The sequence below is a fragment of the Collimonas sp. GW821-FHT02H07 genome, from assembly GCF_059421505.1.
Genome location: NZ_JBWKVC010000004.1, coordinates 34,288 through 60,408 on the forward strand (window position 1 = coordinate 34,288; position 26,121 = coordinate 60,408).

Sequence of the window (26,121 nt, forward strand, 5' to 3'; positions counted from 1 at the left end):
TCGGTGCTCACATACTGCCACTTGTTGCAGGCAGATGCAATCCGTCCGGAGCATGCCGCCCACTTAAATCCGGCGCTAGATCAGGTGCTAAATCAAACGCTAAATCAAGCGCCATACCGCCAGCAACAGCAGGGTGTAGAAGGCTGCCACGATGTCATCCCACATGACGCCGAAGCCGCCCTTGAAATGGCGGTCGAAATAGGCGATCGGCGGCGGCTTGACCATGTCGAAAAAACGGAACACGACGAAGGCGCCGAACTGCGCCGACAGGCTGGCCGGCGTCACCAGCACCAGCACCAGCCAGAACGCGATGATCTCGTCCCACACCATGCTGCCGTGATCCGGCGCATGCAGATGGCGGCCGGTGGTCTGGCAAGTCCAGACGCCGACCACGAAGCCGGCGGCGATAATCACCAGCCAGTTGAGCGGCGTGAAAATTTCCGGCCAGCGCGTGGTCATCACCACATACGAGAGCCAGGCAAACAAGGTGCCGAAGGTGCCGGGCATGACGGGCGACAGTCCGCTGCCGAAACCTTGGGCGATGAAGTGGGCGGGATGCGACAACATGAAACGCGGGCCTGGCCGGATCGGTTGCTGTGAAGGGTTGCTGTCCGCTGTTGTCATGTGGTCTGAAAGTGGTCGAAAGAGCTGAGTTGCAGGTTGAGTGGCGCCAGGCTGGCGTCTTGCAGGCGCAGGCCCGGGGCGGCATCGATGCAGCCGATGCGCGTCACCGCAGTGGCGCTGGCCTGGGCCGCGGCCAGTACGGCATCGCGCTGGCTGGCGGCGGCGGTAAAGCACAGTTCATAATCGTCGCCGCCGGCCAGCGTGAAATGGCGGCGGATGGTTTGCGCCTGCTGGTTCAGTATGGGACCGGCCGGCAGGCTGTCGACCGCCAGGGTGGCGCCGACGCCGGAGCGCTTGAGGATGTGTCCGAGATCGCCGGCCAGGCCATCGGAAATGTCGATGGCGGCATGGGCGATCCCGCGCAAGGCCAGCCCCAGCGCAACGCGCGGGCTGGGCTGATGCATGCGGGCGGCGGCCAGCAGGAAATTCTCGCTGCCGAGTTGCAGGTCAGGATTCAACTGGCCGGCCAGTTCCTGGCGGTAGACCGCTAGCGCCAGCCGCGCATCGCCCAGCGTGCCGGAGACCCAGATGTCATCGCCCGCCTGCGCGGCATCGCGGCGCAAAGCCTGGCCCGGCAAGGTTTCGCCGAAGACGGTGATGCAGATATTCAGTGGCCCCTTGGTGGTGTCGCCGCCGATCAATTCGCAATGATGGGCATCGGCCAGCGCCAGCAGGCCGCTGGAAAACGGCGCCAGCCATTCCTCGCGCGCAGCGGGCAGCGCCAGCGCCAGCGTAAACGCCAGCGGCCGCGCGCCCATCGCCGCCAGGTCGGACAGGTTCACCGCCAGGCATTTATGGCCCAGCGCGAAAGCATCTGCATCAGGGAAAAAATGCCGTCCTTCCACCAGCATGTCGGTGGAAATGGCCAGCTGCATGCCGGCCGTAGGGGTCAGCAAGGCGCAGTCGTCGCCGACGCCAAGGGCAATATGCTCGATATTGCTGCGCGCGGTGCGAGTAAAGTAGCGGGAGATCAGGTCGAATTCGGACAACATAGGCAGATTGTACCGAATGGCGGGCTGCTACATGGGCATTTTGCCAAAATTGGGTATCGGCACTGGCCGGCTTGCTTCAAAACCCCGCGCCGCAGGAGGTGGTGCGCGAAATGGCGCCCTTTTGCATGATGTCTTCGCCCTTGGTGTTGCCCACCGAGATTTGCGTGACGCAGTAGGTGCCGTTCGGTCCGGTCACCTTGGTGACCCGCTGGCCGTTCGGCAGCGTGATGTCTTCCATGGTGGTTTCTTTCGGCGAGCGAGGTTCCGGCGGGGCCGCAGGCGCAAGGCCCATTTCCAGTTTCTGCTGCATGGTCGGCGTTGCGGCCGCGGCTGCCTTTTCCTTGGGCGGCGCATCCTTGCGCAGCTCACGGTCTATCTTGCCGGCATCGCGTTTCGCGGCCTCGACCATGCCTTCGGCTGACGGCCTGCTGGATGCTGTCGGCAATTGCGTCGCCGCGCCGGGAGAGGCGGGCTGATAGCGGGTGTCTTCAACCGTCACGGTTCCAGGCGGCAGCGGTGCTGCTTGCTCTCCTGCCTGCGCCGGAGAGAGATGAGACAAGGCAAGCAGCGACGCGGAGGCAGCAAGCCTGGCGAGCCGGTTGTCGATACGGGGGAAAAATCGGATCATCAGCATACTGCGGCTTCCTCTAACAATTCAGCTCAAACGCGCGTGAACACCAGGTCCCAGACGCCATGCCCAAGCCGCAAGCCGCGATTCTCGAACTTGGTCACAGGCCGATATTCCGGCCGTTCCGCATAAGTCTCCGCGGTATTCTTCAGCAGCGGCTCGGCGCTCAATACTTCCAGCATCTGTTCAGCATACTCCTGCCAGTCGGTGGCGCAATGCAGATAGCCGCCCGGCGCAATGCGAGATGCCAGCAAGCTCACCAGCGGCCCCTGGATCAGGCGCCGCTTGTTGTGCCGCGCCTTGTGCCAGGGATCCGGGAAGAACACATGCGCACCGGCCAGCGAGCCAGGCGCAATCATGTTGGTCAGCACTTCCACCGCATCGTGCTGGATCAGGCGCAGGTTGTTCAGCTGCTGCTCGCCGATCAGCTTCAGCAAGCTGCCGACGCCCGGCGTATGCACCTCGACGCCGACGAAATTCTTTTCCGGCATGCCGGCCGCAATCTTGGCCGAGGTCTCGCCCATGCCGAAACCGATCTCCAGGATAGTCGGCGCAGTGCGCCCGAAAACCTGCGCCAGATCGACTTCAGCCTTGTTATATGAGACACAGAATTGCGGCCCCAGTTCCTCGATGGCACGCGCCTGCGCCGTCGACAAGCGCCCGGCGCGCGTAACGAAACTGCGGATCCGGTGTTCGGTCGGATCATAGAAGAGGGGTTTGCCGGATTTGTTTTCTGACATGCTAATTAGACTTTAGGTGGAGCGAAGCAAGCGCTGGATTGCCCTTGCGGACAGGGCCATTGTAACGCCAGACAAATACCTGCCTCAAAAATACAAATGGCACCCTGAAATAGCGGGTGCCAACGCTGGTCTGGAGCGGGTAGAGGGGATCGAACCCTCGTCTAAAGCTTGGGAAGCTTTCGTTCTACCATTGAACTACACCCGCGATAGGCGCATTTTACGCGGGATTTGGCGGGGTTTGCAAACTTGAAAGATGTTTGAGGGGGTGGGGAATGTGATGGCTGATTTATCCGGAGTGTGATCGCATGGTCGCCATTTACCCCCACTTCTGCCATTCAATCGTCGGGCCCGAGAGAAAAACCACCGCATTGAAAGGTCACGCCTCCAGTAACTACAAAAGGCATTTGACGACCTCAAATGAGGATTAATATTTTAATAAAGCAATATTGTATTGTTCTGCTCAACAGGTACAATCGATTCGCATCATGCATTTTATCTAATTAACTATAAAACGAAAATATAAAATGAGCGATCAAAATTCAGGCCTCCCTTTCAGATTTCGTAGGAATGACACTGTAGGCACTGCCGATGCCGAATCGGATGATAACTATTTGTCAGATTGCTTCGTTGAGACGGGGGATCTCGAAGTTTTAAGGGACTGCGGAAATCCGAAGAGAATAATAGTTGGGCGGACTGGGGCAGGGAAAAGTGCATTGGTCCGAAAGCTTAAAGAAGTTGAAGAACACGTAATTGAGCTTCCTCCCCAGAACTTATCGCTCGGCTACATTGCTAACTCGGATATTCTAAATTTCTTTGAATCTGCTGGAGTAAATTTAGATCTGTTTTATCAGTTGCTATGGAAACATGTGCTTGCCGTTGAACTATTAAAATATAAATTCAAAATCCACAACGAAGATCAAAAGCAATCGTTCCTTGCTAGTCTTTTTTCGACCGTAAAACGAGATCACTCTAAAGAGCAGGCGATAAAATATCTTCGAGAATGGGGGGAGAAATTTTGGGACGAAACTGAATATCGTGTCAAAGAGTTAACGACTAAAGTTGAAACCGACTTAAAGGCATCTGTTGGTGCCGGCTTTAACGGCGTTAAATTCGATGCTGCTGGCGGGAAAAAATTGACGGAGGAGCAGAAACAAGAAGTTGTTCAGCGGGGCAGAAAGGTCGTCAATCAAATTCAAATTAAAGAACTCGCCGATGTGGTTCGTCTTCTATCCGAAGATATCTTCAATGATCCACAACAGAATTACTACATAACTATTGATGGCCTGGACGAGCACTGGGTTGAAGAATCTTTACGATATAAGTTGATTCGAGCGTTGATTGAAACAGTAAGATCGTTTCAGAAAATAAAGTACGTCAAGATTGTTATTTCCATTCGTCTAGACCTGTTGAATCGCGTAATTTCCGCAACACGAGATGCAGGCTTTCAGGAGGAAAAATATGAATCACTTTATTTGAAGCTGCGTTGGTCCAGGCAGCAGATCGAAGAACTATTGGATCGCCGCATCGGCAAGTTGGTCAGTGAACGTTACACAACGCGTCAAATCAAATTAAAGGAACTTTTTCCTCGACAAATTGGAAAAATCACATTCATCGATTATTTGGTCGAGCGAACGTTTCTTCGTCCACGAGATGCCATTTTGTTTGTGAATGCTTGTCTAGATCACTCTGAAGACCGAAACGCTGTTACATCACAGATTGTTTCGGTTTCGGAAGGTGAGTACTCAAGTAAACGTCTAATATCTCTTCAGGAGGAATGGGGCGTGGCGTATCCAAACCTTACTCGATATTCAAAATTACTTTTGCAAAAGCCACGTACGTTTAAACTGGGAGCTGTGTCAAAAGACCTAGTAGAGGAATTATTTTATAGTGATTTTTGCCATAATTTAGATGGCAGCGATCCTGTATTTGAGGCGGCAAGTGATTTCGTTTTGAATGGAAAAGGGACGCTCCATTCATTTGTGCAAATGGTGTTCAATATTTTTTATATCGTTGGTTTAGTAGGAATAAAGCCAGATGCAACCAGTGGCACCTTCTGGTCTTTTCATAGTAATGATGCACCGAGTATTGGGTCAATAAAGCCAAACTCTATCGCTTACGTGCACCCTACCTTCTGGAGAACTCTAGGTATCAAGTCTGTAGATTGAGTTGGCAATGAAAAATAAACGACGTGAATGAAAATATTGAATTCACGCTGAACTGCAACGCGGTTATTGGCGGTTTTGCTTGTCCCCTTGAAATCACTAACCAACGCCTAGTTTGTTGTGTAACGATAGGCAGGAAATTTCGTGCGTCCCTTGAACTGAGGCCCTGCATTCACGCCTGATTTGACGGTCCGTAAGATCAACTCACTTCAGCATTTCGGACATGTATTGTTGTTGGTCTTCTCTGCCACGATCTCTTTTACATGCCGGACCTGCTCGTGATTTGTTTTAAACGATGCAGGCTTTCTGCCGGTCTGAATACGTTCGATAGCGTCTGCCACCGGATTGGCATCCAGAACCTGCTGATTCATCGATTTTATGTACCCGATTGAAGTCCATCTTCACAGACTCACTACCGTTCGCGGGTAGTGAGTATGAAGGGATGCATTAGAACGTAAACGCCAGTAGCACAGCAGCGGTTGATGCTATGAAAGCGTAGATACAGTTCTTTCTGAACGAGGCAAGTTGGTTATTCTTTGCCAGCCACATGACTCCAAAAATGACAGCAGAAACTAAAGCCTGAATAACCAACACCTCCAGCAACCAAAGAAAACTAAATCCCCAATCAGGCCGTCTGTGTGTGGCAAGCACGTAGACCATGTACAGGGGAAATATATAAAACAAATATTTGAGTGCAGCCATTATCTCAGCCCCTGGTCGTATAGGTATTTCGCAAGTGCCGCACGGCGGTCCCGGCCCTCTTTGCTGTCTGGACGAAAGTAGAAATGTCCGATTCCTCGTGTAGTACCTGACGCGGCGTCTTGGTCCATTAAGGTCTTGGCACTAGAAACCAACTCAGTCTCGGACATTCCTGCGAACAGCGGGTCATCGGCATCCGTCAGATTGACTCTGATAACGCTCTTTATATTCTTGTTCGTGATGAGCGAATTTAAGAATCCAGAATCAATCGGACAGCCTATCAATACGAGGTGATCGACTACGTGTCCATGATTCGCGTAGAAGTTCGCGGTCTGGGCGGCGAGTAACGAACCGTAGGAATATCCGATGAGATTAAACTGCCCACTTGGATTATCCAGCCCACTGGCGATAGTCCATTCATCTGTGTCTTGGTAGCGCAGCGTAGTTGCCGTCCACAGCGCATCGGTCTTTTCATTGCCGGTCGTATTAACTCCACGGTACACGTGTTGAATTCCGACTTTCTGCAACGCCTGAATCTGGTCATTGATGTACGGGCCATTTAGGCCAGCTCCACCCCAATACAACGTACCTCTGGGTTTTTTGATATAGACTTTTACGGGCTTGGTATCGCTACGCAGAGTCATAGCGACGGTTACCACGACGATAGGTACTAACGGCAAAGGCATTAAGCACCCTCCCCAAAGATTTCAATTTTCACTTGTTCGGCTTCGTTGCCGATGATTTTTCTAGTAAAGCCTGATGCATCCGAGCGGCCCTCAACGACTCCGCCTGAATAGTGGATTTTGTAGAGTCGATTCGCCAGCACCTCGCCGGTTTTTTCATCGTGGAGCTGGAAGTGCTGGTCGAACTGCATTGCGTGATCTTCACTCGCAGCTAAACCAGCTGCACCTGCACCCACAGGCGGAGCAACTGTTCCTTGTGATTCCGCTTGATCGTCATACATCATCGTCTGGTGCAGACCGGCTATCAGCTTCGGAGGCACAGGACACTTACAAATGACGATATCGTTCTCCAGCGCGACTTCGCCCATGAAATTCATGCGGCGCGGGCCGCCTGCCTTAGTAATGACTCCTACGCTTTTACAGGCTAGGCACGTCGCCTGTCCCCCAATTAGTGCCGCTTTGTGTCCGGCATCACCTAAAGAAAAGCTCGAGTTCGCGTTTGGCTGAATCACGCCGTCTGTTGTCGTCTTGTCGCCAACAACGACAATCTTTCGCATCACCATGAATAGCCCCCCCCCCTGAAATTGCCATTGGGCTATCTTTGCAGAAGATTAATTATTTTGCAAATAAGTTTGGATTCAGACGTTGACATCGCCATCCCATGCATCATATTTCCATATGAAAATATCGACTATCCAATTTCCGGTTGCAACTGTTCGACCAACTCTTCAACCAGATCACAGGATGAGCGAAGCTCGCTGAGTGCGATTGACCAATCGATGTATGGCACACAATCAACGATTTGTTGACGATGTCTGAAAGAAATTGCCAAGAATACCCACAAATTTTAGATGTTGATTTCCCAGATCCGAGTCGTAAGTGCTAAACAGAATGTAATTATTTCTCACGGTGCTGTTAGCTATGAAACTGCTTGCCACCCCGCTAAATAACGTCCCCAATGCCTGAGTAAAGTCATCCCGTTTATTGGCTTCCTGATTGATTATTTGATGAATGTGCTGCTCGTAGCTGTCTAGCGTAGGATTTGTAAATGCCAACAACCCTACAATCGACACCATGACGATGGTTGATGATAGTTTCATTCTTCGCGCCTATCCGGCGTCGCTTCATTGATTAACGGGTATGCAGTGAAAGGCAAAACTAATGTGCCAATCACCCACGCAACGAATTGTTTCCACTCCATGCTATTGCGATCTTTGGGGATGAATGGAATTTAGCTTTTTGCGTAAATTTAATACTCTCTTCCAAAATGCCACATCGAACAGAATACCTATTGCAAAGAGAATTGCTGCCCCCGATTCTAAGCCAAGAATGTACATGACTACGGCACCCGCTAAGCATCCTAGAGTAATGAGGTGTTTCATTGGCAGATCCTTCCTGTTTGGTTCACGAGTTACGGCACGGCTGAATGCAGTTTATCCCACATCCTGTTGCCACTGCTCGACCAGTTCTTCGGCTAGATATTCGCGGTGCAGCGGCAATTCCTGAATTTTCGCCGCGAGACTGATCAATACCGACGGTAGTTTCTTCACACCCTTCGCAGCCGCGTCTTTTGCCTCAGGCATTAACTTCGTTGGCGCTGCTCCATAGTGCAACCAATGCTGCTCCACATATGACCATTTCGCGATTGTCGCCAGCTTGTCGTTGGTGGGAACCTGTGCATCCGTTTAATCCGACAAGAGACCCTATTTCCCGGGATATGCATTACTGCTTCACGGATGAATTCTTGCAGAATTCATTGAACGCTTCCCTCGAATTGTCGATGCTGTTCTTCTGGGCGAGCTCCCAGGGGCGTTCACACCGGTTCGTGTTGGTACACCACGAATATCCGGCCGAGGCGATGCACCCGTGTGCATCGCGATCCGATCCAGGTGCGGGGACCGATGGCGGCGCCTGGGTGGTGCATCCCCCTAGACAAGCGATCAGGCAAGCGGCCAAACCAAATTGTAATTTCATTGCAACTCCTGAATAAAAGTTTTTCATATCGACTGATTCCCCCTGCGCTGCAAAAAGTCGTCGATATAGTCTGCAATCTGTCCCGGCGCATCGTTGGTGGCGAAATGCCCGGCGTCCAGCAGGTGGAATTCGGCCGACGGCAGTTCGCGTTGAATCGCCTGCGCACCTTCCACTGCGAAAATCGGATCGTGCTTGCCCCAGACTACCAGGGTCGGCGGTTTGTGCGTACGTAAGTATTCCTGCCACTGCGGATAAGCGCGGACGTTCGATTGATAGTCGTGTACCAGATCAAGCTGGATCGCCTCCATGCCAGGCTGCTTGAGGAAGGCGATTTCATCCATCCACAGGTCGGGATTATATTGTTCGGGATGGGGGCGGCCACCTATATGTCTTGCCTCGCCAGACGATTGGGACAACATGCCATCGCGAATCTTCTGCTCGAATTCAGCGCGATGGGCCCAGTAGCTGCGTCGCACATTCCAGATCGGCGTCAGTCCCTCTTCATGGATCACCGCATTTTGAATAATCAGCGCCTGCACCCGTTCCGGCCGCGCCAGCGCCACGCGAAAACCGATTGGGCCGCCGTAGTCTTGCAGGTAGATCGCGTAGCGATTCAAGCCCAGTGCATCGGTGAAGTCCAGCATCGTCCTGGCGAGATGATCGAAAGTATATGGCCACACGGCAGGGTCGGGCGCCTGCGACAAACCGAAGCCGGGGTAGTCGGGGGCAATCAGATGATAGTGCTTGGCCAGGCGCGGCAGCAGCGGCTCAAACATGCGGGACGAGGATGGATAGCCATGCAACAGCAGCAGTACGGGCGCGCCTTGCCGTCCGGCTTCGCGATAGAAAATCCTGACCCCGTCGACCTCAATGTTCTTGTATCGGGTCGCAATCGCGTCGGCGCTTGCGGCGATATCTGTCGGTACGCTGGTTGGCATCGTTTCCTTTCCTGAAATTGGTTTGGCCTTGTCTGTCGGCATTGGCCCGCAAATGATTTAGATCAGGCAGGGCGCGACTTGGACTCAGTACGCGTCAATATTCAAAAATCCGGCCTGAACAAAAAAAACAGTGGAAGCATGTTGCCATGGGGTATTTATTAAAGCAATATTGCATAGATGAAAAACATCCTGATCCGCACCGGACTAAACATGAAGATGACAGCCCTGTTGCTGCTGTTTATCTCGCCAATCGCATGTGCCGCATCACATGCGCCATCGATCACCAGATCCTTCGATATATTTTGGGCGGCTGCGCAGGATAAGCCGTTTGCGCAGCAGGAAAAGCTTTGGGATGAATCCATTGAACAAGATCGGGAAGACCTTTACCAGGCAGTTGTCTGGGACGCTGATAATCACCCGGATTGGCGCGGCCGGAAGCATCGCATGTTGCAAGCACGATTTGCAAGTTACCCCGGATTGGCCAATCAAATCGCCGATGCCGCCGCGCGACTGGAGGTAGACATCCGTCGGCAAGGGGCCAAATTCCGGGCTTTGTTTGCGGACGCACCCGAGAGCCCCGATGTCCGGATGATTCTCGCGCCCAACTTCGATGCCAAAAGCGGCGTTCTGGCAGATGGTTCTTGCGTATTGGTTTTTGCCATTGATTCGCTCGTTCTTGAAAATGCGAATATGGACGTGGTTATTCCGCACGAGCTATTTCACCTGTATCACGCCAACCATGCGGGGATAAAAAATGACGGCGTCATGGCCGGTGCCGACCTGACGCTTCCACTATTCGAGGAGGGACTCGCCACCTACGTCAGTACGCTTTTGTCGCCAGGGTATAGGGATGAAGAATATCTGCTGCAGGAAGATCTTGGTTCTTTGCAGGACAAAAGATTGTCGGAAATCGCCAGGCGCTTTCTGGCCGATGCAGATTTCCTGGCGATAGACAGGCTGCATCCGGATGCCTTCCAGCGCTGGTTCAACTCGTCAACGACAAACGCCAATGCTGATCTGCCAAACCGCACAGGATATTGGCTGGGGCTCGCTGTCATACGGCATCTGAGACAATCATATTCCTTGAGCGACATCGCGTCCTGGCGGCCCGATCAGGCGCAGATGCATGCGCGCGCGGCATTGGCGGTATTGGCAGCGCGTTGAGCCGGGGCCGGCTGCCATGGGGTTGGGGCCCAGGTCGGCGGGATGAATCGACGTCATCCTAATTCTGCGCTAATTGTTTGCTGTTAGCGTGACGCCGGCTTATGAGAATATTGAACCTGCCATTGCCGATAAAATGCGCTGCCCGGCGCCGGAAATCCATCAACCCCTGGATCAAATACATGAAAAATTTCACCTTCAGCAGTTCGGCCATGGCTGCGGCCTGTGTCTTCGCGTTTTTGCAGATCGCCCTTGTCTCGACCGCCCACGCTGCTGCGCCGGAGAACTACAAGATCGTCTCGCGCTTTCCGGTGACCGGGGTGGAAGGATGGGATTACCTCGCCGTCGACAGCAAACGAGACCATCTGTTTGTCAGCCGCTCCGACCATGTCCAGGTCATCGATACCCGCTCGGGAGAGCTGGTTGCCAACATAGCCGATACCGCCGGCGTCCACGGCGTGGCGATCGCGCAGGACCTGAAGCTCGGTTTCACCACCAATGGCCGCGCGGACACGCTGACGGTTTTCGAGCTCGACAGCCTCAAGACGATCGATACCATCAAGGCCATCGGCGCCGGTCCCGACGCGATACTTTACTACCCACCATTGCAGCGGATCTACAGCTTCAACGGCAAAGGTCAAAGTGTGACGATCGTCGATGCTGTCACGCGCAAGGTGATCGACACGCTGCCGGTCTCCGGCCAGCCGGAGTTCGCCGTCAGCGACAGCCTTGGCCATATCTTTTTCAATGTGGAAGACAAGAACGAAATTGCCGTGATCGATGCGCAGTCTTCAAAAATCGTCAAGCGCTGGGCCATGGCTGCGTGCGACGGGCCGAGCGGCCTGGCGATCGATGACCTGCATCACAGGTTGTTTTCGGTATGCGGCAACAAGAAGATGATGGTTGTCGATGCCATATCGGGAAAAACCATCACGACGGTAGACATCGGCGACAGGCCGGATGCGGCCGCGTTTGATCCAGCTACCGGGCTGGTCTTCGTTTCCAATGGCGGCGGAACCTTGACGGTGGTGCATGAGGACACGGCGGACAAATACACGGTAACGGCCAGCCTCGCCACGCAAAAGGGCGCGCGGACCTTGGCGCTCAATCCGGAAACGCATCTTGTGTATCTGGTCAGCGGCAAATCCGGCGCGGCGCCGGCGCCAACTGCGGCCAATCCGCGCCCGCGTGCTGCGCTGTTGCCGGATACCTTCAATGTATTGGTTGCCGCGCCAAATTAAGGCTCGTTAGGAAATAAGCTGGGCATTTGGGCGGCGGTAGCCGGATGCGAAGCAAGGCGCTCCGTCAGCCCGGTACGATGTGAAATTCCAAGGCAGCAGGGCGAGCGGGGCCAGGTCCGTTCAAAAAAAATGCGCAGTGTTGAATCCAAAACGCGATCCAGCCTCATCCAAGCAGGGTAAGCCTTTCACGAACCTCTTTCAGGAGACAGCATGAATTCGGAAACCATCTCAAACCTCGGCCCCCTCATCATTCCTGTGCTGGGACTGTGCATCCCTATTGTCGCTATCGTCATGGGCGTACTGGCCAGGATGCGCCGCGCCGAACTGATGCATGAAACGGTGCGCCAGCTGGTTGCGCAAGGCCGTGAGATTCCGCCGCAGCTGCTCGACGGCAGCCTGCTGGCGGATCGTCCTGCCGGCGGCAATTCCGGCTGGCAGAACAAAAGCGTCCAGCTGATCTTCGGCGCCACCAATGCCGCGGCGGGCTTAGGGTTGATGGTCATGTTTTACGCCATGCGGCCGGACGAGTGGCTGTGGGCGATCGGCTGCATTCCCTTGTTTGTCGGCATCGCGCTGCTGGTGGTGTGGAAGATGGAATCGAAGTCCGCACCGCGTTAAATCTCCGTGAAGCTCGATGTCGCCGCGCTGGCGGAAGATCCCGACCTCGCTCTGCTGCAGCGGGTGCGGCAGCATGACGATCGCCAGGCCTTCGGGCTGCTGGTAACGCGCCATCAAGGCGTTGTGCGGGCGCTGCTGCGGCGTCTGGCCGGAGGCGATGCGGCGTGGGCGGACGAGTTGGCGCAGGAGGCATTTTTGCGCGCCTACCAGAACCTCGGCGGCTTTCGCGGCGAGGCCCGCTTCCGCACCTGGCTCATCCGCATCGCCACGAATGTGTTCCTGGAACAGCGCCGCCGCGGCGACGCCCAGCTGCAGGCGCAGACCCAGGCTTTGTGCGATGAAACGGAGCAGCAGATGGCAGCCGGCCTCATGGCCCAGGCGGACCATGTTCTGTCTTTGAGCGACACGGTGGCGCTCTCGCTGGACATGCAGCGGGCGCTGGATATGCTTAGCGAAGCCGAGCGGCAAGCGATTGTGCTGAGCTACTGGGGCGACCTCTCCCATGCGGAAGCCGCGCTTGCCTTGGGATGTCCGCTGGGCACCCTCAAAACCCATTTATTGCGTGGCCGCGCCAAGCTCGAAACGGCGCTCGCCGCCTGGGCTCCGCGCCAACCTTTGGAGCAGTGCAAATGAAGCAGATTCCCACTTCGGATTCACCCGGTTCGATGCGGCAAGATGAGCTGCAAGGAGAGCCAGTCGACCTTGCTGCGGCAGGGAGCGGCTGGCTTGCGGATATGTTGCGCGGCCAGTCTCAGCTCGATGAGCCGGCAGACGAAGGATTTGCCGCTGCAGTGATGCAAATTCTGCCTGAGCGTTCAACCGGATCTGTGATGGCTGCCCGAAGGAGTGCATCGCGTGACCGCAGCGCTTCCGTATTGCCGGGCTGGCTGGCGGCGGTGCTGCCTTTGCTTGGCGTATATGGATTGGTGGTCACGGCCGCGACGATGCTGTGGCTGGCACTGACACTGGCTGTGATCCCTGGCGCCGGGGCGGCGCCGTTGATTGGTCCTGGCGTGCTTGAAGTCTGGGAAGGGCTGGCTGATTCCCTTGTGATCAATCTGGCTCACTGGCTGGCGCCGGCGATGATCCTGGGCTGGCTCGCCTGGTGGCTGCACCAGCAGGAGTGGCTTCTGGAATAATTGGCCGGATCTCCCAAAAGATACGGCCGCTGTGAAATTTTCTGGCTTATTGCTGAATGACTTTAATACCCTTTTACGTACCCCGGCTAATACGCCAGCTATTTTCCTGGATCAATAATCCAACGCCCGCAAACAAAAAAGGCAGCGCTCCGGGGGGAGGCGCTGCCATCAATCGACTATTCAAGGAGACCCGAAGAGCCGAAGTTACCTGGTTTTTGCTGAGTCTTAAATCGCCCAGCCACCCGCATAGAAGACTGCCAGGGCAATCGCAATCGCGACGGTGCCGACGTTCAGCTTGCGGAATTCGCCAGACACCACGCGGCCGATCACCAGGGTGCAGAAGCCGAGCATGATGCCGGTGACGATGTTGCAGGTGAGGACGATGAATACTGCGCACAGCAGGCCGGACATGGCGTCGACCATGTCATCCATATGCATGCGGCTGACGCTGCCGAGCATCAGCAGGCCGACGTACATCAGTGCCGGTGCTGTCGCATAGGAAGGCACCAGGCCTGCCAGCGGCGAAAAGAAAATCACGGCCAGGAACAGCAGGCCGACCACGACGGCGGTCAGGCCGGTGCGGGCGCCGGCGGCGGTGCCGACAGTCGATTCGATATACGCGGCAGCAGGAGCGCCGCCTACCAGGCCGGCGAAAATCGAGCTCAGCGAATCTGCTGTCAGTGCTTTGCCGCCATTGTGGATGTAACCCTTTTCATTGACTTGCCCGGCCTGGCCGGCGACGGCGCGGATGGTGCCGGTTGCATCGAATACCGCAGTCATCACCAGCGCCAGCACGCTAGGCAGCACGGTCATGCTGAGCGCGCCCTTGATGTCCATCGAGCCGATCAGGCTGGCGTGCCCTGGCGAGCTGAGCGCAGGCATGGAGAAGATGCCGGTGAACTTGACTGCCGGATCGAAGATCAGGCCGATCACCGACAGCGAGACGACCACCAGCAGAATCCCGCCCGGCACGCGGCGGCGCTCAAGGCCGAAGATGGCGGCCAGGCCGACGATGCTCATGACGACCGGGAAGGCAGTGATGTGGCCGAGCGCCACCGGCAAGCCAGGACCGGCGTTCTTGACCACCAGGCCGACGTCGCTGGAGGCGATCAGCAGCAGGAACAGGCCGATGCCGACGCCGGTGCCGTGCGCTACGCCGGACGGCAGGTTTTGCAGGATCCAGGAACGGATGCCGGTCACGGAAATGGCGGTGAACACCAGGCCCATCAGGAACACGGCGCCGAGGGCGACCGAAGGCGACAGTCCTTTGCCGAGCACCAGTCCGAAGGCGGTGAAGGCGGTCAGCGAAATGGCGCAGCCGACGGCGATCGGCAGGCGCGCCCACAGGCCCATCAGCAGCGAGCCGAATGCGGTGGTCAGGCAGACTGCGACGAATACCGCGCTGACGTCGAATCCGGCCCTGCCCAGCATGCCCGGAACGACGAAAACTGAATACACCATGGCCAGGAAAGTGGTGATGCCGGCGACGACTTCACGCCGTTGGGTGCTGCCGCGCGCGGTAATCTGAAAGTACTGGTCGATTTTACCTTCGGCCACGGCAATAGGTTCACCCAGGCCCACGACAGGCTGGGGCTGGAGTTGTTGTTCCATCATGATCGAGCTGCTCCTTTGTATGTCCGCTGCAGCGGCCGGTAACCGGCGTTTTATCGACTGTTAGCCGACCGTCCACAGGGTGTCTCGTGTTATGTTTTGAATTGCCAGCAACCGCACACTGAACCCTGGTAACTAGTGCAGTGCTTCGCAAATAATGAAACTTCATAAACGGCGCCTTTTCGCGCCATGCGTCGTTGTGAATCCTCGCGATAGTCTCGCTATCGCTCCGGTCCACGCCTCGCCTGGCACGAAAATTCGCCATTTCTGAAGCTCCATTACTTACGAACCACTACACTGCTCGTCGTTTGCAAAGAAGATCAGTTCGGCGAAGACAGCTTAGGGTATGGATAGCCGCGAATCCATCATGAGGGTTCAATAGACGCCATTCGCATTTCGATATGCGGGGAAAAGGCGGGGCATTGAAAAGACGCTTCGCACAGAGTGAAAGCGGCGCGGTGGAGCGGCAATCGGCGGGGCAGCGCAACTGGAATATAAATCCGCTGGCAAAACGACAAGGCTTGCCGTGCGCCTACTTACTGGTGGATGGTGTAGGTCAGGTCGTGCCAGTTGTGCGAGGTCTTGGCGCCGCGGCTCTTGCCGGGGAAGCGCATGGCCGCGATTTCGCGCTGCGCCCGTGCATCCAGTTCCGGAACGCCGCAGCTTTTTCTGATCGCCACATCGGTCACGTGGCCGGCGCTGTCGAGATACACGCGCACCAGGACCTTGACCGCCTGTTCGGCGGCAGGCGCGGCATTGGATGGGGCGGTTTTGGCGAGCAGTTTTTCGATGAGACTCATGGCATATCCTTATCTGCGACAATTCTCCCTCACTTTGCTCGTTTAAGATATAGCAGCACTCCATGAACATCGGGTCCGATGCCAGGAGCCGTTACCGGGGGAACACCATGCGCCTCAGCTTGCTTTGTCCTTTGCTTTGCGTGCTGCTGGTCTCAGCCTGCGCGACCGTGCCGGAGGGCGCCGGCGGCGCTTTGTGCAAGCAGGCGGGCGGCAGCAGCCAGCTGCAGGCCGAACTGCTGTTTGGCCGCGACATCAATGGCCGCGGACCGGTGAGCGATGCCGAGCGCGCCGGCTTCATGGCCGACGTGGTGACGCCGCGTTTCCCGGCTGGCCTGACCACCTGGGACACCCGCGGCCAATGGCGCGATGCGGCCAGCGGCAAGACCATCCAGGAAGACAGTTTCGTGATCCGCATCGTCGCCGCCGCAACGCCGGAGACGCTGACGCGGCTGGCGCAGATACGCAGCGCCTATGTCAGCCAGTTCCACCAGGATGCGGTGGGTTTGCTGTTCACTTCCATGTGCGCCTCGTTCTGAAAGCAGCCTGATCTGCAACCGCCGCCGGCCTGGCGACGCATCAAATTATTGCTATACGGAAATATATCTGTCATTGTCGTTTTGCACACGTTTGTGTGTAATTTCTCGTGGAGATGACATGACAACGACTATTGAATCGCTACAGCTTACCCTCAAGGAAAAGCACAATCTGTTGACCAATCATGCTGTTTTTTCAGCCATCCGCAACCAGAACGATCTGCGTCTGTTCATGGAGTGGCATGTTTTTGCTGTATGGGATTTCATGTCGCTGGTGAAGCGCTTGCAGATGGATCTGACCACTACGTCGATCCCCTGGTATCCGCCGGCCAATCCGCATGCCGCGCGCCTGATCAACGAGATTGTGCTGGGCGAGGAGTCGGATATCACGCCGAAGGGAGCGATGACGCATTTCGATCTGTACCTGTCGGCGATGAAAGAGATCGGCGCCTCCACGCGGCAGATCAATCAGTTTTTAAACATGATCAGGAAAGGCGATACGGTCGCCACCGCGCTCAAGCGGGCGGAGGCGCTGGCGCCGATCCAGCGCTTTGTCGCCGCCACCATCAGCACCTGCCAGGAAGGGCCGACGCACCAGGTCGTCGGCAGCTTTTTCTACGGCCGGGAAAACGTCATCCCGGAGATGTTCCAGGCCTTGCTGAAGGCCTGGCGCATCGCGCCGGAAACCGTACCCGAACTCAACTTCTACCTGGAGCGCCACATCGAGGTCGATTCTGGCGACCACGGGCCGGCGGCGCAGCGCATGATTGACGAGATCACCGGCAACGATCCGGTGCAGATGCGCGAGGTGCTGGAGGCAGGGATCAAGGCGATCGACGAGCGTCATCGCTTGTGGGACAGCTTGCTGGCGGCCCTGCAGCATTCGCCATCCTGAAAGCGCATTGCCGGCAGCGCTTGCAAACACGCATGGCCCGGGGCGCCGAAATCGTTTTTCAGCGGCGGCGGTCGTTTTATGCGCAAGGCGTTGTATTGGCAGATGTCGTCCGCTGCTTCGGCCGGATGCCTTGGTCTGGCCGGAGCGGTTCGGGCATGAAAAAATCTTCTAAATTGCCCAAGAGAAATATATTTCCATGCGGAATTTAATGTATTATTGTTGTTGATAGGCAATCACAATAATAAGCAAGTAATACTCCGATAATTACTCCTGCACGGGGACTGGCGAGGTGAAATATGTGGCTTAAAACAATTTTCAGCAAACCCGCGACCAGTACCCACGATGAGGAGAAGCACGACGCAGCAAAAAAAACGCCCAGCCAGCAGCCAGCAACGCCAGCCAGAGGACCCGCACCGATAGCCGAGCGGGCTGCATTGCAGCCGGCGAAAAGCGCCAGTCATCAGATCGAATACGATGAAAAGCTGATCCCGCAACTGAAGGGCGACCATGCGGCGCTGCTGCTGATGTACTCGACAGTGGCCAACAGGATGAGCGCCGACAAGTGGGATGCCGTGCCTGCCGCATTGCGCGAGATGCGGATGGCGATGTACGGCCACTTGCTGACCGAGGGCGTCAAGCTGTATTCCTACATGCGGCGCAGCCTGGCTGAAGATCCTGCCCTGCACGATGTCTACCGTTCCTATAAGCGGGAAATGGATGGCATCGGCCGCGTGGCGTTTGATTTTTTCGACAAATACCAGGGCAAGGAATGGATTGTCTCGCGCGATGCGCGCATCACATTCAAGGATGAGTTTGAAAATCTCGGCAAGGTGCTGGTAGACCGCATCACGCGCGAAGAGAATATTCTTTATCCTCTGTACATCCCCTCTTAGCACAGCTGCCTTGCATTGCGGCAGCGCCTGCGGCCAGTGCCGGCTCAGGGTTGCCAGGCGCCGTTCCGATACACCACCGCATCGTCCAGGTAGACCGCCTCGGTCACCGCAAAGACGTCGATATGATATCTGGCGCTGGCGCGCTTGATGTTCGCCTTGCTGTAGACCCCATGTTTGGCGCCGAGCGAAAGGTGGATGCCGCACATCCGCTCGTAGGTGCCGATGTCGCTCACCATGCGCTCCCGCGAAAACGCCCGGTTCATGCCGAAGCCAAGCTCGCGCAGCCACACTTCGCCCTCATCGGCGCGGATGTTGGCCAGCACCTGGTCGAAATCCGGAGTGGAATCGATGACCTCGGCGACCCGGCCCTTGCTGATCACCAGGGTGATCGGCTGCGCCGGCCGGTTGACCCGGAACGCGGTGTCGCCGAACACGAAGATGCGCACCTTGCCATTGACCGCTTCCAGGTCCTGCGCCTCGGTGAATACTTCGCCGATGGGGAACTGGCCGCCGACATTGTTCATCTCGCTGTAGTCGCCGATGTTCAGCTTGGCCGCCTCGAACGGTGAATCGAACACCAGCTGCGCGCCGCCGCTGTCGACCACGCCGCGGCGGGCGCGGTCGATGCGCGCCTTGAGCGCGTAGCCGACGCCGCGGTAATAGCCAGGATCGTAAGCCAGCGCTTCGATGTAATGCAGCGCCTCAGGTCCAGGCATGCGCGACAGATGCGGATGCTCTATCACCTTGAGGCCGCGCTTGAAGAGTTCGACGCGGATGCGGAACGCTTCCAGGCGGAAGTTGGTGGACTGGACCAGAATCACCAGATCGCCCGCCTGCAGCGGCGCAAAAGCCGCCAGCACAGCGTCCGGCGTGAGCGCGTCGAAGTCGATGAAGGCGGCGTCCGGCAGGCAGCGCCGGTAAGCGGCGGTCAGCGTGACGGCCAGTGCGCAACGGGCGTCCGACACCACCACGGCGGCATGCGGCGCCGCATGCTCGACCGCCAGCGTCAGGATGTCGCGCAGGTGCTTTTCTGCGGTGTCCTGCGCTTCCTGGCTGATCACGTTGGCGGGGGCTTGGTTCTGAATCGGGGTCATCGTTGCATATCTCTCGGGGAAGGAGATGCCATGCTGCAAGCCATGCCATCCCTGTTGGATCAGCATTTTAATCGACAACCTGTACCGCAGGCGCTTTTGCCCGGAGTTACCTGGAAAACCCGTAATCGACAAGGGTTTGCTGGGCTTCCGGCGTGAGCAGGAACAAGGCGAAGCGGTAAGCCGCATCATGCGAGCCGCTGTGCGGATTCAAGACGGTCAAGCCGAAATCCGCGGTAACGGCGAGCTCTGCCGGCAGTTCGACCTTGGTGAAGCGGCTGTCAGGCATGGTTTGCCGTGAACGGCAGTAACCGATGAAGGCATCGACCTGTTTCCGTCCCAGGAAATATTTCACCGCGTCCTGGCCGGCCGGCGCCGGCGGACTGTTCTTGCCGCCGACCAGCAGCGCCAGGGGCAGCGCTCCGCAGGTGAAAAGTGAAAGTCTGGACATGGTCTGGTAGCGCGGCAGCAGAGGAGGGTGGGTTTGGATTCGCTGTATTTTAAAAGATATAGCGAGGGATTGAAAAAAGCCGTCAATCCGGCTTTTCTCATGCATCGCCGTGGGGGGCAGTTAGTCAGCCAGACCTTTCGTCAGCAGTTCGGCCACCAGCTGATTGAGATCGAGTTCGCGCTCTTTCGCCAATGTTTGCAGCTGCTGCACCAGCGTGCCGTTGAGCTTGACCGCGAACGGCACCAGGCCCAGCGCCTGATCGCGCTTGCGCTGCTCCTTGCGGTCGACCACGGCGACGTCGCTGTTGCCGAACCCTCCCGCGCCAGGCGCGGTCATTTTGCCCATGAGTTTCTTGGCGTCGCTCTTTGCCATGCCGGTCTTTTTCACAATTGCTGTCCTTCTTTATGAATGATCACGGAGTATAAGCCTGTTAGCGTCGTTTGCCGCGCAATCGGGCTATTCGCGCCGCTGCCAGCTCATGGCCCAGGAATAGAAGCCGACCAGCGCGCCGAACTGGATCAGGCTGGATCCCAGCAGGTAGATGAGGGGATGCCACAACAGCGAGTAGCGCAGCATCAGCCAGGCGGCAAAGGTGTATTGGAATGGCGTCAGCACGATCAGGTAAAGCACGGCCAGCACGGACAGCAGGATTTTGCGAGGGACGCCGAAGTCGAAAATGTTGTACAGCAGGCCATAGATCCAAGGCGTCAGCAGGATCAGTACCATGGACGCTTGCATCAGCGCCGAGATGGAGGAGGCCGACTGATAAGGGAATTCCGCCGCCCAGAAGTAAAAATACAGCTGGCTGGCCAGCTGCAACAGGCCGATCACGCGCAAGGCGTAGGAGATCGGCAGCATGCGGGCCGGCAGCAACGTGGTGGCCAGCAGCAGCGTGATGCTGATCAGCATGCCGCTCCACCATTGCAAAGGATCCGGCAGCGCCGCCTCGACGTAGGCATAGGGAACCGAGCGGATGCCGGGAAAAGCGCTGCGGCCCATTCTCAGCGTCATCTCGTCGCCCAGGCCATGGGCCCAGAATCCGATAATTGCGGCCCACAGCTCGGCAATCAAAGGCCAGGCCAGCAGCGTGCAAGAGAAGATCAGCGCCGGCAGCAGCAAGACATCGACCCAGCGGCTATGCGGAAAAGCCAGCCGGCGCAGGGCGCGGTGGGTTTGTATCATCTGGCCGCCAAAGCCGGTGAAACGCGGGTTGACCGCTGTCGGCTTGCCGCCGTCGCCGTCCCGCCGCGCTTTCATCTGAAACTCCAGCGCCAGCCGAGATTGAAGGAGAGCCGGTCGTAGAGCGGGCTCTGGTAGTACTCCAGTCCTGCCAGCAACATGTTGACGCGGTTGATCCGTTCGCGCCATTGCAGGTTGACGGTATTGCTCTTGAAGTTCACCAGTTCCGGCCCGCCCGGCAGCACCTTGTAGGTTTCCTTGGCATGCTCGTAGCGGACGATGACAGCGCGCCGGTCGTCATTGCCGAAGGTCGCGGCGATGTACTCGCTGGGGCCTAGTATCGAACCCGGATCGGCCCAGTTCAGGCGCACCCCGCCTTCTATCACCACCCCAGTCAGGTAAGCGATGCCGGTCAACAGCAAGCCTGTGTCGGAACGCGCGCTTTCATTGCCCTTGGCATAGTAGGCGCCGATGCCGGCGACGTACTGGCGCTCGCCGCCGAACTTGCGATAAGCGGTGGCGTCCGCGCGCCAGCTGGAAAACAGCGGACTGTTGCCGGCGCCGACGCTGACGGTGCTGTAGAAATCCGGCGAGAAATCGTGGGTCAGCGAGACGCTGCCATAGTTGCCGGCATAGCCGAAACGAGACTGTTGCGTCAATTCGCCTTGCACCACGCCCAGGGAGGTCACCGCCATGCCGCGCAGCGACATCAGGCGCGCATGGCCATAGCCATTGGTCATGTGGCCGTCGCCGCCGGCCAGCTCGAGAGCGCCTAGCTCGGGCCCCAGTTCCGGCGCCGCGGCGGCCGTGCTTTCGGGCGGCGCCACTGCAACCGGGGCTGCATCCACCGGGGCTGCCAGCGCCAGCGGCATGGGCGCCGGACCGGCTGCGGCAGGCGTGGGATTAGCCGAGGCCGGCGGCAATGCCGGCGCAATGGATGCGGCCGGCGCAGCCGCTGCGTGCGGCTGTACAGCTGCGACCGGTGCGGTTGCCAGTGCGGGCGGCGTGCTCATCAGCGGCATCAAGCGCGCGTGCTGCAATACGGGAACCTGTATGCCGGTGCTGTCGTCGGCCGACGCACAAGCAGGAAATGCGACACAGCCGAAGGACAGGCCCAGGGTTGCCAGTGCTATTTTCAATGCAGTGCTTCCTTTATCAACGGTGTTGAAATGCGAAGTTGCTTGCTGTCGCCGGCGACCACGGTCCAGTTGTCGCCGCGTTGCTCCACTCTAGCATTACCGGCCAGGATGCGTGGCTTTGCATACAGCGCAACCGGAAACAGCCAGCTTTGCTGCTGCAATGAGGCGGCATTGGCGGCGTCGACCACGACAGCATGCCTGTCGCCGGAAATATTCCATACCGTCTGTTCCCGGCGGTTCATGAAGCGCGCCAGGTCGGTCATGGTGCGCCAGCGGAAACGGCCGTCCTTTCCGGCTGCGTCGGCGGCCTGCATCAGTCGGTTGATGGCGTCGGGATACAGCACCGCGCCCGGCGGGTGGAAATAAATCAGCCTGATCTGTCCGGTATCCTCGGTAAATTGCACCAGCGACGTCAGCCAGTTGCTGATTTCGCTTTCCGGTACATGCTCCATATAGGCTTCTTCGATGGTGCTGATATGGCCATAGGTCTGCACCGGGAACGACCAGATATGCTTGTCGCGGCGGCCGTCGCGGTAGGCATGGGTCGGACCCTGTCCGATATTGCCGGTGAAGTAGTAGGCCAGCACATCCTGGTCGTCCAGCCAGTCGGTGACCCAGACCGGCTGGTTGCCGGTCGGCGCCGAGTATTCGGTCTGCGGGCGGCCGATCAGCTTGTTCACCGCATCGGCATTCTGTTCCAGGTAAGTGGTCATTTTTTCGGCATTGCCGGCAGCCAGGTTCTTGCCGAACCAGTCATGTATCCAGCCGCCGTGGCTGCCGATTTCATTGCCCTGGGCTAGCAAGGTTTGCAAGCGCGCTTGAAACGCGCGGTTATGGTTGAGGTCGACGCCGAGGCCGTCGCCGAAGGCGCGCTGGTCAGGCCCGGCAGTGACATGGATGCTGAACGGCCCGCGGTTGAACACGCCGGCCTTGATCAGCTGGTCCATGGCGGGAATGCAGATCTTGGCGTCGCAATGCCAGTTCAAGACCAGCCCGCCGATCGCGTCCGGCGCGGCGGACAATTGCGGCTGGCCCATGATGCGGTTGGTGAAGTAGTGCAGGAAGCCATGCAAAAGGATGCCGTCGGTGCGCAGCTTCAGGTATCCCAGCGGCAGGTTGACGAACAGTACGTGACCCTGGCCGACATCATGTTCACCCGCAATCACGGTATCGCCTTCGGCTTGCATGAGCAGGGTGCCGGCATAGGTGGCGGCGGTACGCAGGGCCGGATAACGCAAGGTGTCTTCGCCGTAGCCGGACAATACCGCCAGCTCGCCGCTTTTGATCCAGCGTCCTGGCGGGATCTCCAGCGCCTGCATGATCTGCGGGCTGCCGGAGATGGTCGGGTTGAACGACATCTTGTCATGCAGCGCGCCGTACATGGCATATTCGGTCCCCGCCAGCTTTGAGAAGCGCGAGGCCGGTTCGCTGTAGTAGCCGTTCTCGTCCAGCACGCCGGCATCGCCCACCAGCATCAGGGCGCCGCCGTTTTCCACAAAGCGGCTGATCTGGTTGACGAAAGCGGTGCTGATCTGGCGATGGATGGTGTCTGGCAGGATCACGCCGGCGAACGGCCGTTCGCCTTGCAGTCCGCGCCGTGAAAATTCAGAGGCGGTAATGGTTTGCAGGCGGATCCCTTCTTCCGCCGCGCCGTCCAGCCATGCCTCGGAAAACAAGCGGTTGGCCTCGGACAGTTCGTCCGGCAAGACCAGGACGATGGCGTCGCTTTGCCATTGCGCCGGGCTGATCTGGTTGATGCGATAGACCCAGCCGGCGCCGCCGCCGATGATGACGGCAAGCGCCAGCGTCAGCAGGATCTTGCGCAGATGAGGGGGGCGTAGGGCGCTCATGATGGCGGCTGCGGCCTCCAGGTTTTGAATGCGTTGCGCAAGCCGATGCGCACGCCTTCTTCGACGATGTTCCAGCGTCCTGCCGCGCGCCAGGCATCGGCATTGTCAAGCCAGCGTTGCGCGCTGGCCTGGTCGCCGCTGCGATAGGCTGCCCAGGCGATCAGGCCCCAGGGATAGTGATCGCTTGCACCAGCCAGCCATCGCGCACCATAGCGTTCCATCCACAGGCGCCAGTAACGCGCGCCGCTGGCGCCGCCGCGCAGGTCGTATAGCCACAGATAGACGGGCGCCACCGCATTCGGATAGAAGCCGTATGGCGTCGGCGGCATGCTGGCGCGCAATGGCTCAAGAGCGCCGTTCGGATCGTAGCCGTAAGTGAGGCGCAGGCCCCTGAGCATGCTGGCGCTGCCCGGCAGCGCCGCCAGCTGGACGGCGAAGCGCGTGCTGGCCGCGCTGCTGCCGCGCAGATGGCTCAGGGCGCCGATGACTTCGACGTTGTCGGCGAAATACGCTGCGCTGCCGGCGGCGGCGTGGAATGTCTGCTGCGCCGGATTCCACAGGGTTGCCAGGTGTTGCAGGGACCTGACGCAACTGGCGGCCAGCACTTCATCCGCTGGCAGGACCTCGGCAGCCAGCAGGCACCATAGCGCATCCAGGGAGTCGTCGGCATCCGCCGGACCGCAGGCCAGCCACTCCGCCGCGCCGCTGCGGCAGATGCGCGGGAAGGGGCCGTTGGCTTGCTGGAAGGGCAGCAGCCAGTGGCTGAAGGCGCTGGCCTGCGGAGCGACGTCGACGCCCAGCCGATGCGCCGCCAGCAAGGCCTTCAGCGCGAAGTAGGGCTCGACGTAGTCGCCTTTGGGAAAGACCGTGAGGGCGCCGTTCGGCTCAGTAAAATCGGCGAATGCCGGGACCGCCGGCAAGTCGTCGGCCGCCGCTGCGCGGCAGGCGCCGCAAAAGAGCAAGGCGAATGCGCAGAGGGCAGGCACGGCTTGCAGCTGCGTCCGACGTCGGTCAGCTGGCATGGGATTCCTCCTCCAGCGTCATCGTGGCGCCGTCATGCGTGGTAATGACGCCATGCACCGTGCAGCCGGCGGCGATGCTCAGCTTGCGGCAGATCATGGTGGTCGCCGCCTCGGGCGTACCGATGCGGCAACCGGGGCCGATCACGATATCGTTCTGGCTGATCACCGGCCCTAGCACGGAGCAGCCTCTGGCCAGCACGATGTCTTTGTTGCAGACCAGGCTGCCGGCAATGCAGCTGCGCTCTCCCAGATGCAGGTCACCATGGGCTTTGATGCTGCCGAACACGGTGGTGCCCGGAAGTATGCGGTAGGCGCCGCGCACCACATAGTCGCCGTGCTGGCTGAGAGCGGCGGATTGCTGTGCGCCGTCGTCCAGCAGGTAGCGCATGCGCGGCGATGGCGCCTGCGGCGCCACAGCGGCGGCAGTGCTGGCATCGCCGAAGTGCATGACTGGCGCGCCGGCGCGCACGAAGCGGCTGCCGCCGGAAAAATGGATTTCCTTGAGCGCGGTAATGCGGCCGTCGATGGCGGCGTTGCGGCCGACCTGGATGCAGGGCGCATCGATCCAGCGATGCACGATCGTGTCGGCGCCCAGCGTAATGAGACCCTGCGCCGAGCAGGCGCGCAGGCTGGCGCCGGCGCCCACCAGCAGATCGGCGGCGGCAAACAGATCGGCCTGGCTGTGGCTGCCTGGCTGCAGCCGGGCGCGGTGGAGAAAGATGACGATGCCGTTCTTTTGCTGCAGCACTTTCAGGGTCGCCGGCAGGTAGCCGTTGCCGGCATCGTCGTCCAGACGCTGATGGACGACGTGCAGCTTGCCGTTGATGCTGACGGTGCGGTCGGTCTGGATGCTTTGCATTTTCTGCAAATCGATGGTCAGCATGCCGGCGACGGTGTGCCGGAAACTGTCGGCGAAATAGCGCTGCTTGTTGATCTCGTTGCGCCTGACCGGCAGCGGCGCCACGTCGCTCGGGCGCAGCCACTCGCGCAGCGCCGGGATAAAGGGCAGTGCCATGATCAGCAGCACGCTGATCAGCAGCAGCGTCGGCGCAGCCATG

General features: G+C 58.2%; 29 protein-coding genes and 1 tRNA gene. 9 read left to right on the top strand and 21 right to left on the bottom strand.

Going from position 1 to position 26,121, the window contains the following annotated elements; all coding sequences use genetic code 11:
• Positions 1–99 precede the first annotated feature (99 nt).
• The 5 genes from AC07V8_RS08105 to AC07V8_RS08125 all read right to left on the bottom strand — a co-directional run bounded on the left by AC07V8_RS08105 (position 100) and on the right by AC07V8_RS08125 (position 3,189).
• Positions 100–624: a phosphatidylglycerophosphatase A family protein gene (locus tag AC07V8_RS08105; RefSeq protein WP_494680677.1), complete on the bottom strand. Its 525-nt coding sequence runs from the start codon at positions 622–624 to the stop codon at positions 100–102.
• Positions 621–1,616, bottom strand: a complete 996-nt coding sequence (gene thiL, locus AC07V8_RS08110) for a thiamine-phosphate kinase (protein ID WP_494680678.1) — start codon at positions 1,614–1,616, stop codon at positions 621–623. The genes AC07V8_RS08105 and thiL overlap by 4 nt, the downstream gene beginning before the upstream one ends.
• 76 nt (positions 1,617–1,692) lie before the next feature.
• Positions 1,693–2,250 carry a hypothetical protein gene (locus tag AC07V8_RS08115; RefSeq protein ID WP_494680679.1) on the bottom strand — a complete coding sequence of 186 codons (558 nt, stop codon included), beginning with the start codon at positions 2,248–2,250 and terminating at the stop codon, positions 1,693–1,695.
• A gap of 26 nt (positions 2,251–2,276) precedes the next feature.
• On the bottom strand, positions 2,277–2,984 hold the full coding sequence (gene trmB, locus AC07V8_RS08120; RefSeq protein WP_494680680.1) for a tRNA (guanosine(46)-N7)-methyltransferase TrmB: 708 nt from the start codon (positions 2,982–2,984) through the stop codon (positions 2,277–2,279).
• A gap of 131 nt (positions 2,985–3,115) precedes the next feature.
• Positions 3,116–3,189, bottom strand: a tRNA-Gly gene (locus AC07V8_RS08125).
• 319 nt (positions 3,190–3,508) lie between these two features.
• On the opposite strand from AC07V8_RS08125, the gene AC07V8_RS08130 reads away from it, so the two are divergent.
• A complete protein-coding gene (locus tag AC07V8_RS08130) occupies positions 3,509–5,149 on the top strand; it encodes a P-loop ATPase, Sll1717 family (RefSeq protein WP_494680681.1) in 1,641 nt (546 codons plus the stop codon).
• 444 nt (positions 5,150–5,593) lie between these two features.
• Here the strand turns inward: AC07V8_RS08130 and AC07V8_RS08135 are convergent, their stop codons facing one another.
• The 6 genes from AC07V8_RS08135 to AC07V8_RS08160 form a co-directional block, all read right to left on the bottom strand.
• Positions 5,594–5,848 (bottom strand): hypothetical protein, encoded by a 255-nt coding sequence (locus AC07V8_RS08135; protein ID WP_494680682.1) that lies wholly within the window; start codon positions 5,846–5,848, stop codon positions 5,594–5,596.
• Positions 5,848–6,489: a thioesterase domain-containing protein gene (locus tag AC07V8_RS08140; protein WP_494680683.1), complete on the bottom strand. Its 642-nt coding sequence runs from the start codon at positions 6,487–6,489 to the stop codon at positions 5,848–5,850. The genes AC07V8_RS08135 and AC07V8_RS08140 overlap by 1 nt, the downstream gene beginning before the upstream one ends.
• A gap of 41 nt (positions 6,490–6,530) precedes the next feature.
• Complete coding sequence (locus tag AC07V8_RS08145) at positions 6,531–7,091, bottom strand: PAAR domain-containing protein (RefSeq protein ID WP_494680684.1); 561 nt, start codon at positions 7,089–7,091, stop codon at positions 6,531–6,533.
• Positions 7,092–7,322: 231 nt separating this feature from the next.
• On the bottom strand, positions 7,323–7,628 hold the full coding sequence (locus tag AC07V8_RS08150) for a DUF4359 domain-containing protein (protein WP_494680685.1): 306 nt from the start codon (positions 7,626–7,628) through the stop codon (positions 7,323–7,325).
• Between the two features lie 333 nt (positions 7,629–7,961).
• Positions 7,962–8,111: a hypothetical protein gene (locus AC07V8_RS08155; protein WP_494680686.1), complete on the bottom strand. Its 150-nt coding sequence runs from the start codon at positions 8,109–8,111 to the stop codon at positions 7,962–7,964.
• 414 nt (positions 8,112–8,525) lie between these two features.
• Positions 8,526–9,440 carry an alpha/beta fold hydrolase gene (locus AC07V8_RS08160; RefSeq protein ID WP_494680687.1) on the bottom strand — a complete coding sequence of 305 codons (915 nt, stop codon included), beginning with the start codon at positions 9,438–9,440 and terminating at the stop codon, positions 8,526–8,528.
• 177 nt (positions 9,441–9,617) lie between these two features.
• Between AC07V8_RS08160 and AC07V8_RS08165 the strand changes: the two genes are divergently transcribed.
• The 5 genes from AC07V8_RS08165 to AC07V8_RS08185 all read left to right on the top strand — a co-directional run bounded on the left by AC07V8_RS08165 (position 9,618) and on the right by AC07V8_RS08185 (position 13,599).
• Positions 9,618–10,604: a hypothetical protein gene (locus AC07V8_RS08165; RefSeq protein WP_494680688.1), complete on the top strand. Its 987-nt coding sequence runs from the start codon at positions 9,618–9,620 to the stop codon at positions 10,602–10,604.
• Between the two features lie 179 nt (positions 10,605–10,783).
• The gene (locus AC07V8_RS08170) at positions 10,784–11,842 is read left to right on the top strand and encodes a YncE family protein (protein ID WP_494680689.1); all 1,059 of its coding nucleotides are present in this window, start codon (positions 10,784–10,786) and stop codon (positions 11,840–11,842) included.
• Between the two features lie 210 nt (positions 11,843–12,052).
• The gene (locus AC07V8_RS08175) at positions 12,053–12,460 is read left to right on the top strand and encodes a DUF6249 domain-containing protein (RefSeq protein ID WP_494680690.1); all 408 of its coding nucleotides are present in this window, start codon (positions 12,053–12,055) and stop codon (positions 12,458–12,460) included.
• 6 nt (positions 12,461–12,466) lie between these two features.
• Complete coding sequence (locus AC07V8_RS08180; protein ID WP_494680691.1) at positions 12,467–13,093, top strand: RNA polymerase sigma factor; 627 nt, start codon at positions 12,467–12,469, stop codon at positions 13,091–13,093.
• Positions 13,090–13,599, top strand: a complete 510-nt coding sequence (locus tag AC07V8_RS08185; RefSeq protein WP_494680692.1) for a hypothetical protein — start codon at positions 13,090–13,092, stop codon at positions 13,597–13,599. The genes AC07V8_RS08180 and AC07V8_RS08185 overlap by 4 nt, the downstream gene beginning before the upstream one ends.
• 225 nt (positions 13,600–13,824) lie before the next feature.
• Here the strand turns inward: AC07V8_RS08185 and AC07V8_RS08190 are convergent, their stop codons facing one another.
• Positions 13,825–15,210 carry an NCS2 family permease gene (locus tag AC07V8_RS08190; protein ID WP_494680709.1) on the bottom strand — a complete coding sequence of 462 codons (1,386 nt, stop codon included), beginning with the start codon at positions 15,208–15,210 and terminating at the stop codon, positions 13,825–13,827.
• Positions 15,211–15,746: 536 nt separating this feature from the next.
• Complete coding sequence (locus AC07V8_RS08195) at positions 15,747–16,010, bottom strand: energy transducer TonB (protein WP_494680693.1); 264 nt, start codon at positions 16,008–16,010, stop codon at positions 15,747–15,749.
• A 107-nt stretch (positions 16,011–16,117) separates the two neighbouring features.
• Here AC07V8_RS08195 and AC07V8_RS08200 point away from each other — a divergent pair, with 107 nt between their 5' ends.
• The 3 genes from AC07V8_RS08200 to AC07V8_RS08210 all read left to right on the top strand — a co-directional run bounded on the left by AC07V8_RS08200 (position 16,118) and on the right by AC07V8_RS08210 (position 18,331).
• Positions 16,118–16,546, top strand: a complete 429-nt coding sequence (locus AC07V8_RS08200; protein WP_494680710.1) for a DUF3574 domain-containing protein — start codon at positions 16,118–16,120, stop codon at positions 16,544–16,546.
• Positions 16,547–16,664: 118 nt separating this feature from the next.
• The gene (locus tag AC07V8_RS08205; protein WP_494680694.1) at positions 16,665–17,438 is read left to right on the top strand and encodes a DUF3050 domain-containing protein; all 774 of its coding nucleotides are present in this window, start codon (positions 16,665–16,667) and stop codon (positions 17,436–17,438) included.
• A 296-nt stretch (positions 17,439–17,734) separates the two neighbouring features.
• Positions 17,735–18,331: a hemerythrin domain-containing protein gene (locus AC07V8_RS08210; protein WP_494680695.1), complete on the top strand. Its 597-nt coding sequence runs from the start codon at positions 17,735–17,737 to the stop codon at positions 18,329–18,331.
• Positions 18,332–18,375: 44 nt separating this feature from the next.
• On the opposite strand, the gene AC07V8_RS08215 is transcribed toward AC07V8_RS08210, so the two are convergent.
• From AC07V8_RS08215 to AC07V8_RS08250, 8 genes are all read right to left on the bottom strand, one after another.
• Positions 18,376–19,425: a M29 family metallopeptidase gene (locus AC07V8_RS08215; RefSeq protein ID WP_494680711.1), complete on the bottom strand. Its 1,050-nt coding sequence runs from the start codon at positions 19,423–19,425 to the stop codon at positions 18,376–18,378.
• A gap of 106 nt (positions 19,426–19,531) precedes the next feature.
• Positions 19,532–19,873, bottom strand: a complete 342-nt coding sequence (locus AC07V8_RS08220; RefSeq protein WP_494680696.1) for a substrate-binding domain-containing protein — start codon at positions 19,871–19,873, stop codon at positions 19,532–19,534.
• Positions 19,874–19,993: 120 nt separating this feature from the next.
• Entirely contained in the window at positions 19,994–20,260 is a 267-nt protein-coding gene (locus AC07V8_RS08225; protein ID WP_494680697.1) for a hypothetical protein, read from the bottom strand.
• Positions 20,261–20,329: 69 nt separating this feature from the next.
• Positions 20,330–21,130, bottom strand: a complete 801-nt coding sequence (locus tag AC07V8_RS08230) for a hypothetical protein (protein WP_494680698.1) — start codon at positions 21,128–21,130, stop codon at positions 20,330–20,332.
• Complete coding sequence (locus AC07V8_RS08235; RefSeq protein ID WP_494680699.1) at positions 21,127–22,191, bottom strand: YaiO family outer membrane beta-barrel protein; 1,065 nt, start codon at positions 22,189–22,191, stop codon at positions 21,127–21,129. Before AC07V8_RS08235 ends, AC07V8_RS08230 begins: the two co-directional genes overlap by 4 nt.
• Positions 22,188–24,041 carry a polysaccharide deacetylase family protein gene (locus tag AC07V8_RS08240; RefSeq protein ID WP_494680700.1) on the bottom strand — a complete coding sequence of 618 codons (1,854 nt, stop codon included), beginning with the start codon at positions 24,039–24,041 and terminating at the stop codon, positions 22,188–22,190. The genes AC07V8_RS08235 and AC07V8_RS08240 overlap by 4 nt, the downstream gene beginning before the upstream one ends.
• Positions 24,038–25,063 carry a hypothetical protein gene (locus AC07V8_RS08245; protein ID WP_494680701.1) on the bottom strand — a complete coding sequence of 342 codons (1,026 nt, stop codon included), beginning with the start codon at positions 25,061–25,063 and terminating at the stop codon, positions 24,038–24,040. Before AC07V8_RS08245 ends, AC07V8_RS08240 begins: the two co-directional genes overlap by 4 nt.
• Positions 25,053–26,120, bottom strand: coding sequence for a hypothetical protein (locus AC07V8_RS08250; RefSeq protein ID WP_494680702.1), 1,068 nt, complete (start codon positions 26,118–26,120; stop codon positions 25,053–25,055). Before AC07V8_RS08250 ends, AC07V8_RS08245 begins: the two co-directional genes overlap by 11 nt.
• Between the last annotated feature and the right edge of the window lies 1 nt (position 26,121).